This is a genomic window from Sphingobacterium sp. UBA7253 (genome assembly GCF_002472745.1).
Taxonomy (GTDB): domain Bacteria; phylum Bacteroidota; class Bacteroidia; order Sphingobacteriales; family Sphingobacteriaceae; genus Sphingobacterium; species Sphingobacterium siyangense.
Map to the genome: position 1 here is coordinate 37,032 of NZ_DKSP01000219.1, position 13,512 is coordinate 50,543.

The window sequence follows — 13,512 nt, forward strand, 5'->3', positions numbered from 1 at the left end:
GAACTGATCTTGCCGCTTTTGTCCAATCTCTATTTATTCAATAAGCGGGTCGCCGTAGGTGAAGAATTTTCGGGCCGGGTCATTTACGATCAAGCCCTGAATAATCTTAAGGAACTGAGGCTTCCGTACAACCTCAATGCCATTTCGCTGGAGTTCTCGACCTTTGACTACCTACAGCAACATAATGGACTCTATCAATATCAGCTTGCTGGTCTAAGTGATGAATGGTTTGATTTTGAACCGGGAACCATGCGGGCCAGTTTTACCAATCTGGACACGCGCAGCTACAGCTTGTATATTCGGCATGCTATCGATTCAAGTAGCTGGTCAGATGGTGTACTACTTTTGACAATCGATATACAGCCACCGTTTTGGCGTTCAACAATGGCCTTTCTTTTTTATGCCTGTTTGATATTAGTCGTCCTATGGGCTTATTTTTATTTGACAAAACTGCGTGTCAGGACGCGTAATCAACTCTATCTCGCACAAGAGCAAGCTGCACAGGCAAAGGAATTGGATGCGTTGAAAACACGTTTCTTTACCAATATAAGCCATGAATTCAGGACTCCGATCAGTTTGATTCTAACTCCAGCACAGCAGCTGCTGGATGAAGAGCAGCATCCGGAAAAAAAAGCCGACCTAAACTTAATCAAGAAGAATGCAGACCGTCTGCTTAAATTGGTCAACCAGCTGCTGGACTTTAGAAAATTGGAGAAAAGTGAACTTGAACTGAACGAAGAATATGGGGACCTCATGGGATTTATCCGCGAACAGCTTGATGCCTTTGCCGGGATAGCTCAAAGCAATCAGATCTCGCTGCAGGTCAATATCGCTCCAGACACATATCTGTCCTGGTTTGACAAAAACAAATTGGAAAGCATTATTTTCAATCTGATGTCAAATGCGGTCAAATTTAGCCCAGTATCCGGTATTGTGACATTCAATGCCGAAATCACTGAACAAGAAACAGAAAAGATACTGTGTATTGAAGTTCAAAATCAGGGTATAGCGATTCCCGAAAATTTACAAGCCCGCGTTTTTGAACGTTACATACAACTGGATGTGCCAAATGGAAAACTGAATCAGGGTACAGGCATCGGGCTTTCTATTGTCAAAGACTATGTCGAATTCTTGAGTGGAAATATCAGGCTGAGCAGCAATGCGCACTGGACGACATTTAATGTTCAGTTGCCCATAAATAAGGCCATAGCGAGCGCCGATCCCGTCGAAAGCAGTAAGCAGGATAAACCCGCTATTTTATTGGTGGAAGATGATATTGACTTCCTTCATTACTTGGAGCGGACCCTGAGTTCGGTCTACCTAATTTACGCTGTACAAAGTATTAATGATGCAAAATTGACCCTAAGCAAGCAGCAGGTCGATCTTGTCATCACCGATCTCAGCCTGCCTGGAGAGAGCGGACTGGATTTTTGCCGCTTTATAAAAGCCCAGGCTAAGCTGGTCCATATCCCTGTGCTGATTGTAACTGCGGTAGTCAATCAGAAGATCGAACTGGAGGCCTTACAGGCCGGTGCAACAGATTATATCAACAAACCTTTTAATATCAGTCTGCTGCGTTCAAAATTGGCGCAGATACTCCATCAGCAGCAGACGTTAGTAAAACGGTATAAAAAACAGATCAACGTTAATCTGGCGCAGCCCGATATCGAATCTGCTGATGAACAGTTTATCCGTGTGCTTGTAAAGGAAATTGAGCAGGATCTCAGTGACTCTTCGCTTTCTGTCGAACTGCTAGCCAAAAGAATGAACCTCACCCGCGTAGGGCTTTATAAAAAGGTGCTTGCCATCACAGGCTATTCACCGATGGAATACATCCGACATATTCGGCTCAAGCGTGCCATGCATCTGGTTCAGAACTCGAAATTATCGATGGCTGAAATTGCTTATGAAGTAGGATTCGGAAATCCGAAACAATTCAGCAAATATTTTAAATCTGCATTTGGTAACCTGCCGTCTTTTTATCGAAAAAGCTTGTAAATAAGTGAATTATCGATAGTGTTGCCCGCGAGTATTCCCGCATAAGTTAACAAAATAACCCCTAAAAGTTAACAAAACATACCCCTTATACAACCGGTTGCATTCTATATTTGATCTGTTCTTTCAATAGGAAAGGACGTGTAATAACCAAGGGAATATAATAACCAATAAATCTTATTTAAATGCGCAACTTAACGTACGCTTTAAGTGGTTTGATGCTCTTCGCAATCGTGCAGCAGGGATTTAGCCAAGCCAATAAAGCTCATTATGAAAAAATGCCTTCCGGTATTAAGGTCAGCTTCAAAAATTCGGAGACCTCCATTGATCAGGATATTTATTTGGATGTCGTAACCGACAAGATTGTGCGTGTCACAGCTGTTCCGGCTGGTGCAGTCTTACCGGGACAAACAAGCTTAGTGATCGTCGATTCAGTGCGCCGGCAAGTAAAATCACTCGCGGTAAGCTCGACAGACTCGACGGTAAATGTACAAACGGCCAATATGCAGGCAGTTGTTTCCTTGATGAATGGTAACGTGGAATTTTTTGATCTTAAGGGGCAATCCATCCTTAAAGAAGCAAAGCGGAATTCAAGTTCTTTCTTAGCCAATAGTTATCAAGGTGATGCATTTTATCACATTAACCAAGACTTTATTGTCAATGCTGAAGAAGGGATCTACGGACTCGGCCAACATCAGAATGCGGTGATGAACTATAACCGTGGAAAACAGGTTTCGCTGCTGCAATATAATACAGAAATCGGAATCCCCTTTTTACTGTCCACCAATAACTATGGTATTTTATGGCACAATTACTCCATCACAAAAGCGGGCGACGTGAGACCGTTATTGCCCTTAAATGCTTTTAAACTACAGTCAAAAGAAGGTGAACCGGGCTGGCTCACAGCAACCTATGTAAATCGGAACAAGGGCGAAGAGGTTTATCTATCCCGACCGGAATCGATCATTGACTATGGCTACCTAACAGATCAGCACAAGTTTCCAAAAGGCGTAAATCTGGCCGAAAGCAAAGTCATCTATGCCGGAAGTTTCTCTTCGCCCTACACAGGCAAACATGTGCTGCATTTTAAATATTCGGGTTATATGAAAGTCTGGATTGATGGGGAGCTGGTCGCCGACCGCTGGCGGCAATCCTGGAATGCAGGTACCTTTGAGATTGAGAGAGACCTCCAGAAAGATAAGACCCACCAGATCCGCATGGAATGGATACCAGATGGAGGGGAGTCTTATTTTACCTTAAACTGGCAGAGTCCTATCCCGGAAGTGCGTAAAAACGTATTTTCCTTTAATTCGGAAGCTGGCGATGCCATAGATTATTACTTTGTTCAGGGCGCATCAATGGATGAGGTCATTGCAGGTTATCGCCACTTGTCCGGCAAGGCACCGATTATGCCGCTTTGGAGCTTCGGATTTTGGCAGAGCAGAGAACGCTACAAGACGCAAGCGGAAATTGAAGCGGTCGCAGCTGAATTTCGCAAACGTAAGATTCCAATCGACAATATTGTGCAGGATTGGTCTTACTGGGCTGAAAATGACTGGGGGAGCCAGAAATTTGATGTAAAGCGTTTCCCAGATCCTCAGGCCATGGTGAAGAAGCTGCATGATCAGCACTTTAAGATCATGATTTCGGCCTGGCCCAAAATCAATGAAGAGTCTTCCGTATACCAAGAATTTAAAGCCAACAAATGGATCTATCCACGAAATATTTATGATGGCAGAAAAGACTGGATCGGAAAGGGCTATACCTCGACATTTTATGATCCTTTCAACAAAGCGGCACGCGATGGGTTCTGGAAATTGTTGGACAACAACCTGTTCAAAATTGGGATCGATGCTTGGTGGATGGATGCCAGCGAACCAGATATTCACTCCAATATTGATCTGGATGAGCGTAAATCGGTTTTTCAGCCGAGTATAGGGTCATCTGTTCGCTATTATAATGCGTTCCCTTTGCAAAATGCCAAGGGTATCTATGAGGGCCAGCGTGAAACAGATCCTAACAAACGGGTATTTATTCTGACGCGATCTTTTTTTGCAGGGCAGCAGCGCTATGCTGCGGCGGCCTGGAGCGGCGATATTGCTTCGAGATGGCATGACATGAAAGATCAGATTGCCGGGGGCATCAATTTCTCGATGTCCGGGACACCTTACTGGACCATGGATGCGGGTGGCTTTTTGGTTGAAAATAGGTTTCACAAACCTAATGCGGCAGACTTGGAGGAGTGGCGCGAGCTGAATAGCCGCTGGTACCAATACGGGGCATTCTTGCCTTTGTTCAGGGCGCATGGACAATATCCCTACCGTGAGCCGTATAATATCGCTCCTGTGGATCATCCGGCCTATAAAAGCATGACCTATGCGATCAATCTACGGTATAAATTACTGGCCTATAATTACAGTCTTGCCGCAAAGACTTTTTTTGAGGACTATTCGATGATACGTGGACTTGCCATGGATTTCCCGCAGGACAAAGATGGATTCGACAGCAACGACCAATACCTTTGGGGGCCATCCTTGCTCGTCAGTCCAGTCACAGAAAAAGGAGCAACCTCACGCAAGATACACTTTCCAAAAGGAGCCAGCTGGTATGATCTATACAGTGGCAAGATGGTAGCAGGCGGGCAGGATCTGCTTATTGCAGCACCATACGAACGTATCCCTGTTTATGTCAGAGCCGGAGCAATAGTGCCCATTGGACCTGTCATGCAGTATACGGCCGAGAAAAAGCCGGATGTGCTGGATATTTATATCTATGCCGGAGCAGACGGTCAGTTTTCACTCTATGAAGACGAAGGGAGCAATTATAATTATGAAAAAGGGAAATATAGCCGCATTGATTTCAGCTACGATAATTCTGAACAGATACTGTCTTTGGCCAGCCGTCAGGGAGATTTCGACGGCATGCTGACCAAAAGAAAGTTCAATATCATTTTTGTCAGCGACAGGAATGCCGTCGGACTGGATGTTTCATCAGCAAAATCTACAGTGGTAACCTATGCAGGTAAAGCCTTGCAGGTCAAATTAAAATAATAAAAACCAATTTATAAATCAAGACATATGATAAGCAAACAATTGTTGAGCAGGGGCATGGCCGTCGTTGTCATGACCAGCGTGACCTCTTTGGTCTGGGCACAATCCTTCACCGGATCGGTTGTTTCGGCTGATTCAGGATTGCCGATCGGGGGCGCGAGTATCAGCGTAAAGAATCAGAAGATTTCAACGAGCAGCGATGAATCGGGCAAGTTTTCTATTGCAGCCAGCACAGGGACTGTATTGACCATTACTTACGTAGGGTACAAAACGGAGGAAGTTAAAATTACTGGTCCCAATATGGTGATCCGCCTACAGCCGCAAGCTTCCGATCTCGAAGAGGTGGTAGTCATTGGCTACGGTGTACAAAAGAAAAAACTGAATACAGGAGCCAATTTGAAGGTGGAGGGTGAAGAACTGCAGAAGCGCAATCAATTGAACCCGCTGCAGTCGCTTCAGGGACAAGCACCGGGTGTATCCATTACATCAACTTCCGGTCAGCCGGGAGCAGATATGAAGGTCGTCGTCCGGGGGTTGGGAACAATCGGTAATTCGGGCCCCTTGTACGTCATCGACGGCGTTCCGGGAGGTGATATTTCGGTCTTGAATGCGGCCGATATCCAATCTATCGACGTACTGAAAGACGCAGCTTCGGCCGCCATCTATGGTTCGCAGGCTGCCAATGGGGTTATCCTGGTCACCACCAAAATGGGCGCTGCGGGAAAAAACGTGCTGTCGTTTGATGGCTATACGGGTATTCAGAACGTTTCGCGTAAAGCAAAATTGCTGGATGCAGATCAGTACAAGCTGATCATGAATGAGCAATCGCTGAATTCGGGGGCCGCGGTGATTGATTTTAACGGCATGGACGGTCTGGCCAATACCAATTGGATGGATTATATGTTCAAGGATAATGCAAAAATGGACAATTACAATGTTGCCCTGACCGGCGGCTTTGAAAAATCCACCTACGCCTTATCGATGAATTATATTGGTCAGGAGGGGATTGTCGGTGGTAAAGATGTTTCCAACTATCAGCGTTATGGTTTCCGGACGAATTCGGAACATAAACTCTTCGATAACTTTGTGAAAATAGGTCAGCACCTCAACTTTAATTACATCAAAAATCGAGGCATCAGTGTCGGCAATCAGTACAGCAATACGCTGCGTGGTGCGTTTGCCACTTCGCCCTTGTCACCGGTGTATTCAGACAACGGTTTGTACGGAAGTCCTTTCAATGATACTTCCAATTCACCTTGGTACAATGGGGACAGCAATCCATATGGGGTGATGATGACCAATTCGAACAACGCCAATGATGGCCAAAAATTATTGGCCGATATCTTTGCGGAAATCGAACCGATCAAAGGCCTAAAGGTGCGGTCATTGCTGGGATTCAACTATTATGCTTCAGAATACAGAAGTTTTACGCCCTTATACCGCTTCTCCATCTACACCTACAACCAAGATCATACAACAACCTCGCAGAACATGAGCAAAGGTCATACGCTGACCTGGACAAATACAGCTTCTTATGACTTTGATATCAATACGGATCATCGCTTTTCGGCGATGGTCGGTATGGAATCGCTACGTTACCAGGGAACTTACCTTTCGGGGTCCAACTGGAATCTGCTTTCGCAGTTCAATGATTTTGCACATGCTTACCTGGACAATACTACAGGCCAGGCACACCTGGATGAAAAAGGAAACGTCGTTGAAACGCGTACGGTGTCTGGAAAACCTGAGAACATCACCCGTAGGGTCTCGTACTTTGGACGGCTAGGCTACAATTATAAAGAAAAGTACCTGTTGAATGCTACATTGCGTGCAGATGGATCCTCTAAATTTTCGCGCAGCAACCGCTGGGGATATTTCCCTTCGGTATCGGCAGGCTGGGTAATTTCTTCGGAAGAGTTTTTTAAAGAACATTTAGCGGCTGTAAACTTCTTTAAACTCCGCGCTTCATGGGGGCAAGTGGGCAATCAGGATATCGCTGATTTTCAATATGCGGCACCAATCAGTACCTCAACAGGCATTACATCGTCCAACCCCGGCGCACATTATGTCTTTGGAACGAGCAACAATAATATTGCCGGGGCTTATCCGAGCCGCTTATCCAATCCGAATCTGACCTGGGAAACTTCCGAACAGACCAATATCGGATTTGATGCCAAATTTGCGAACAGCCGTCTGGATGTTGTTGCCGACTTTTATGTCAAAAAGACGAAAAACTGGTTGGTTACAGCGCCTGTTTTGGCGACAACCGGAACGTTGCCCCCTTTTATCAATGGCGGTGACGTGAAGAATACAGGGGTGGAACTGGGACTAAATTGGGCGGATAAGATCAATGAAGTCAAGTATCGCATTGGGGTAAATGGTGCCTATAACAAAAATAAGGTGGGACAGATACCAACAGAAGATGGTATTATCCACGGACAGACAGCCATGTTATACGATAACTCGGAAGAATTTTACCGCGCCGCAAACGGCCTGCCCATTGGCTACTTCTGGGGGTATAAAACAGACGGTCTATTCCAGAACCAAGCCGAGATCGACGCCTGGAAAACAGCCGGAAAAGGTATCCTTCAAGCGGATGTAAAACCGGGCGATGTGAAATATGTAGATCAGAATAACGATGGTATTATCAATGCCTCGGATAAGACAAATTTGGGCGTGGGCATGCCTAATTTTACCTATGGATTTAATATTGGACTGGATTATAAAGGATTTGATTTCTCGGTGAATGCCTATGGTTCCCTTGGAAACAAAATTGTACAGTCTTACCGCAATCATGCCAATAAACAAGCAAACTATACCACACGAATATTAGACCGATGGACCGGGGAAGGTACTTCCAGTACGATCCCCCGTGTTACGGAAACTAATGTCAATTGGCAGTTTTCAGACCTTTATATTCAGGATGGAGACTTTCTTCGGATCAGCAATGTGACCTTAGGTTATGATCTGTCGAAACTGATCAAATGGAAGTATGCTAATCAGATCCGCTTCTACGTACAAGGTCAAAACCTGTTGACGTTCACCAAATATGATGGGATGGATCCCGAGATTGGTTATGGAACAGATGGTTGGGTATCGGGTATCGACCTCGGTTACTATCCAAGACCAAGGACTGTATTATTTGGCCTAAATGTTAAATTCTAAACACAAGAAATCATGAAAAAAACGAGCTATATCTATCATTCCATGTTATTTGGATCCTTAATCTTAGGATCATGTTCATCCAGTTTTTTGGATGTCGAACCGATGACAAGCGTTTTGGAAAGCAATTTTTATAAAACGGTAGCCGATGCCGACATGGCTCTGGTCGGCTGCTATGATGGTTATCAACGGACGACCTCCAATGGGAGCCAGTCTTTCTATCTGACAGCAGAGGTGGCCGCCGACAATTGTTTTGGCGGAACAGGTACAACAGACGGTCGCTCATTTCAGGCAATAGACCGTTTTGATATTGCGCAGTCCCAATCGGACAATAATATCTTTGATGGTACCTGGTCTGATTACTATGCGGGAATTTTTCGCTGCAATACGCTATTGGGAAAATTGGACGGCACTGATTTTTCAGGCAACACAACAGCGCGGGCGCGTATCGAAGGGGAAACGAAATTCCTGCGGGCCACCATGTACTTTGATCTCGTCCGTCTATTCGAAAACATCCCTTTGCTAACGAGCCCGACCAATGAGAATATTCCACAGTCGGACCCCAAAGCGATTTATCAACTGATTGTTTCAGACCTTAAATTTGCGGCTGCCAATATACCAGCAACAGCTTACCCCAAGTCAGCTGCGGCAACCAATGATGGTCGGGCAACTCCATTTGCTGCTAAAGCGCTACTGGCCCGTGTTTATCTATTTTATGCAGGCTATTATGGCGGCGAAGATATCGGTGTCTCCAAGGTCGAAGCCCTGGCGGGACTCGAAGAAGTTATCAGCAGCGGCCAGTTTGCGCTGGTGGCAGATTTTAAAAATCTGTGGCCGGCAGCGAGTTATATCCCCAATGCAAGCAATAATACGCTAGATATCTCCAAATATGCCGGTAAGGGAAATGCTGAGGTTGTATTTGCACAGAAATTCAACAATACATCGAACTACAACGGTTATGTTGACGGCAACCGCTGGGTCGTCTTTCTGGGCTTGCGCGGTAAAAATTGGTCGCCTTATGGCCAAGGATGGGGGGCATGTACGGTAAGCAAAAAGTTCTTCAATGAGTTTGACAACATGGATACACGCAAAACTGCCTCAATTATTGATATCGATGGCGAGAATATCACGGGATTTGATCTGAAAGACCAGCGTGAGTATACAGGTTACACCATAAAAAAATACGCCCCCACAGCATTGCCGGACGGCACCACCAATACTGGAGGGGATAAGGATATGCAACTGTCCCAAGACCAGGATTACTTTGTCATCCGCTATGCTGATGTCTTGCTTATGGCGGCAGAACTTGGTTCCGCAAACGCACAGAAATACTTTGACGAGGTAAGGAAAAGAGCGTATAAGACCAATTTTGTGTCGCTAGCAGTTTCAAAAAACAATATTCTGAAGGAAAGAAAATTTGAATTTGCGTTTGAAGGTATCCGCTATTGGGATGTATTGCGGCAGGGGCTGAATAATGCCGCCGCTACACTGGAAACAACCGAAGATGTGCTCAGTGGATCTGTACCGGAGAAGGTCACTGTGACTAAAGAGCGTTTTTTGACAACGAAAGGATTTATGCAAATACCTAACAAGCAGATTACCTTATCCAATGGTGTACTGAAGCAAAATGCTGGATGGAACTAAACACAGGTATACTAGGACTTACTATTGGTTGAATTATAACTAGACAAACATGAAAAAGATATTCACATATGCCATCTGCTTTTTTGCGGCGATGGTACTCTTTGGAGCCTGTTCTCCCGAGAATTATACACTGGGAGACATTGATGTCACTTCGGCGCAGTTGGAGAAGGGAAAGGCCTTTATCGTTGAACATGACGCCAGCAATCCCAATATTGTGTATTTAACCAGCTTGATGGATTCAAAATACACCCCATTGTGGGAACATCCACAAGGACGGAGTCAGGAGAAAAAGGTAACCCTGAAAATGCCTTTTCCCGGTGAGTACACCGTTAAATTTGGTGTCGAGACGCGTGGTGGTATTGTCTATGGCGAGCCTGTGACATTTAAAATCGATCAGATGTATGCCGAGTTTATCAGTGACGAGACCTGGAGCTTATTGACGGGCGGGGCAGGGGAAGAGAAAACCTGGTACCTCGATCTGGATGCTGAGGGTATTTCCCGCTACTTTAAAGGTCCAATGTATTTTTACGGCACCGGTGACTGGTGGGGAAGCATCAATAAAACAGCCGCGCCTTTAAATAGCGATAGCTGGAGCTGGGAACCCGATTGGAAAGGCAATAGCTGGCTTATGCCTGCCGGTGATTATGGAAGTATGACTTTTGATCTGAAAGGCGGTGCAAACATCAATGTGAATCATGCTATGCTGGGGAAAGTCCAGAAGGGGACTTTTAATATCGATACCGAAAAGAAAACCATCCGTATGACCGGCGCTTCGCCTTTACATGGAAAGCCACAAGATGGGATCGTTGTCGACTGGGGCGATGTCCGTATTATGTCGCTGACCGAGAATACGATGCAACTGGCGGTATTGCGGGATCCTGTGCTTTCGAACGACGGAGCAGCTATGCTGACCTTTAATTTTATCAGCAAGGCCTACAAGGAGAGTTTGACCGAAAATGCCTCGGATACCAATAAGACTAAATAAGCCTATGTTGAAGCGACTATTTCACACAGGATATAGCCGAATGATGATCCTGCTCTTCCTGTTATTGGGGGCGACGGTCTCCTTAAGGGGACAGTCCAGAAAGGTTATTGATTTTAATGGGGGCTGGTGGTTTAAACTGGACAGCAGCCAGCAATATGGCCATGGACGAAAAGGAGAGGGCTGGCGAAAACTCGATCTACCCCATGACTGGAGTATCGAAATGCCATTTAGAGAAAACAGCCCCGCAGGTAGCGGGGCTGCTTACCTCGATGGTGGCGTAGGATGGTATCAAAAAACGTTTAAGCTGGCTCAGGCTGAGTACGGGCAACGGATATTTATTGCATTCGAAGGTGTGTACGAAAACAGTGAAGTCTGGATCAATGGGCATTTTTTAGGAAAAAGACCCAATGGTTATATCGGATTTGAATATGAGCTTTCCCCTTATTTATACTGGGATGGTAGAGACAACCTGCTTTCAGTAAAAGTAAACAATAAGAATCAGCCCAACTCGCGTTTCTATTCGGGGTCGGGGATCTATCGGGATGTCAAATTAATCAGCCGGAATCCAGTCAGCATAGGAACGAACAGTACCTTCATAAGAGCTGGGCAGCTCAGTGAGAAACGTGCTGTCGTGGATCTCTCCCTGGAAATTGAGCATAACCTTGAGGAATCAAAAAAGATTACGCTACTGACAGAGGTTCTTTCGGCTCAAGGTGCTGTTGTCGCAAGCGAACGTACCATGTTGAGCGCTGTCAAAGCAGGTCTGTACTCCATCGCTCAGCAGATAGTCCTCGAAAATCCCGTCTTATGGGGTATTGAAAATCCCTATCAATATACTGCAAAAATTAAACTTATTGTTGATGGTCGGGTTTTAGATGAACAGCTTACGAAATTTGGCTTACGTAATTTTAGCTTCGATCAGCAACGGGGCTTTATACTGAATGGGAGGCAGCTTAAAATCCGGGGTGTCTGTTTACATAGTGATCTCGGCGCTTTGGGCATGGCATTCAATACGTCGGCAGCATTACGTCAGCTCCGCATCATGAAAGCAATGGGGGTCAATGGGATACGCACCTCACACAACCCTGCGGCTCCAGCGTTTTTGGACCTTTGCGACAGCTTGGGTTTTGTCGTGATGAGTGAAACTTTCGATGTCTGGAAAGGGCATAAAAACCCTTATGACTATCATTTATACTGGGACGAATGGTACAAGCGGGACTTTGTTGACCATGTCAAAAGGGATCGGAATCATCCGTCGCTGTTTATTTGGTGCCTGGGCAATGAAGCGCAGGAGCAATGGCATTCCAAAGCTGATGGTACAGCGATTCCGATCGCGCTGGCAGCAATCGTCGATAGTCTAGATGGCACACGTCCAACCACCATTGCCAATAATGAGCTCTCCAAAGCCAATCCGGTGCTGATGAGTTCGGCGGTAGATCTGATTGGCTACAACTATAACCATAAGAAATGGGCAAGCTTCCCACAGGATCACCCCGGAAAGAAGTTTATCGTAACGGAAAGCACTTCGGCGTTGGAAAGCCGCGGAACGTATGATTTGGTTCCTTATGATTCTAGCCGCATGTGGCCTGAACGATGGGATATTCCTTTTTCTGGCGGGAATGAAGACAGGAACATATCGGCTTACGACAATGTATTCACACCATGGGGTTCAAATCATCAGACAAGCTTGAGGTTGATGGAAAGGTATGACCATATTGCTGGGATGTATGTATGGACGGGATTTGATTATCTCGGCGAACCCACACCGTACACCTGGCCGGCACGAAGTTCGTACTTTGGTATTGTGGATCTAGCCGGGTTTCCGAAAGATGTCTACTATCTGTATCAAAGCGTATGGACAGAAAAGCCGATCTTACATGTATTGCCTCATTGGAATTGGAAGCAAGGTGACCGGGTAGATATCGTCGTGTATTTTAATCAGGCTGACCGGGTGGAGCTTTATCTGAACGGTAAAAAGATAGGGGAGCAGTCCAGAGACCCAGACCGGTACGACCTTGTATTTAAGGCCGTTGAATTTGAACCAGGGGAGATTGAAGTAATATCGTTTCAAGGTGGCAAGAAACTGCTAAGTAAAACGATCCGTACGGCAGCAAAAGCGCATCGTATACAATTGTCTTCAGAAAACCTGACTTTCAATTCGGCAAACAAAGAACTTTCCTTTGTGCATGCCTATATCGTGGACGAGTTTGGTACGATCGTTCCTGATGCAGACGATAAAATCGAATTTGAGGTGAAGGGAGACGGTGCAAAAATTGTGGCGACAGACAATGGCAATACGACGGATCTGACAAGCTTCCAATCAGCTTCTCGCAATGCTTTTCATGGTAAAGCCTTGGCGATTGTCACGAGCAAAAACAAAGGTGAAATACGGGTAAGGGCAAAAGGTGAAGGACTAATTTCGGGGGTTATTCAGCTTGAAGCCAACTAGCTATTGCCCCCGTTCTGCGCCGGATCTGTATGTTTTTTGTTCACTAATAAGAGCAAGGTTTTACCATGGTAGGACCTTGTCTTTTTGTTGTATCGTGCTATCGGCAATTTGTTAAAGACGTTGTTTCTCCATTATTACCGATAAAAGACTGTGGTAAGTACAATATATCCTAAAAAGGAAATAATTTGATAAATGTTCGTGAAGATATTTATAAGATCGGAAGAGCG

At 45.4% G+C, this 13,512-nt stretch carries 6 protein-coding genes; all 6 read left to right on the forward strand.

Annotated features, from left to right (window positions below; translation table 11 throughout):
* Positions 1–1,998: hybrid sensor histidine kinase/response regulator transcription factor (locus B2X72_RS22475; protein ID WP_286851541.1), on the forward strand; the 1,998-nt coding region annotated here is incomplete at its 5' end.
* A gap of 182 nt (positions 1,999–2,180) precedes the next feature.
* Positions 2,181–5,045: a TIM-barrel domain-containing protein gene (locus B2X72_RS22480; RefSeq protein ID WP_286851542.1), complete on the forward strand. Its 2,865-nt coding sequence runs from the start codon at positions 2,181–2,183 to the stop codon at positions 5,043–5,045.
* 27 nt (positions 5,046–5,072) lie between these two features.
* Positions 5,073–8,210: a SusC/RagA family TonB-linked outer membrane protein gene (locus B2X72_RS22485; protein ID WP_286851543.1), complete on the forward strand. Its 3,138-nt coding sequence runs from the start codon at positions 5,073–5,075 to the stop codon at positions 8,208–8,210.
* Positions 8,211–8,222: 12 nt separating this feature from the next.
* A complete protein-coding gene (locus tag B2X72_RS22490; RefSeq protein WP_145327428.1) occupies positions 8,223–9,851 on the forward strand; it encodes a RagB/SusD family nutrient uptake outer membrane protein in 1,629 nt (542 codons plus the stop codon).
* Positions 9,852–9,900: 49 nt separating this feature from the next.
* Complete coding sequence (locus B2X72_RS22495; RefSeq protein ID WP_145327427.1) at positions 9,901–10,836, forward strand: hypothetical protein; 936 nt, start codon at positions 9,901–9,903, stop codon at positions 10,834–10,836.
* 4 nt (positions 10,837–10,840) lie between these two features.
* Entirely contained in the window at positions 10,841–13,285 is a 2,445-nt protein-coding gene (locus B2X72_RS22500; RefSeq protein ID WP_158638804.1) for a glycoside hydrolase family 2 TIM barrel-domain containing protein, read from the forward strand.
* The last annotated feature ends 227 nt before the right edge of the window (positions 13,286–13,512 follow it).

What these genes read in the sequence shown, in the direction of transcription:
- B2X72_RS22480 (WP_286851542.1), top strand. Translation starts at nt 2,181, where the DNA reads ATGCGCAACTTAACGTACGCTTTAAGTGGTTTGATGCTCTTCGCAATC.
- B2X72_RS22485 (WP_286851543.1), top strand. Translation starts at nt 5,073, where the DNA reads ATGATAAGCAAACAATTGTTGAGCAGGGGCATGGCCGTCGTTGTCATG.
- B2X72_RS22490 (WP_145327428.1), top strand. Translation starts at nt 8,223, where the DNA reads ATGAAAAAAACGAGCTATATCTATCATTCCATGTTATTTGGATCCTTA.
- B2X72_RS22495 (WP_145327427.1), top strand. Translation starts at nt 9,901, where the DNA reads ATGAAAAAGATATTCACATATGCCATCTGCTTTTTTGCGGCGATGGTA.
- B2X72_RS22500 (WP_158638804.1), top strand. Translation starts at nt 10,841, where the DNA reads ATGTTGAAGCGACTATTTCACACAGGATATAGCCGAATGATGATCCTG.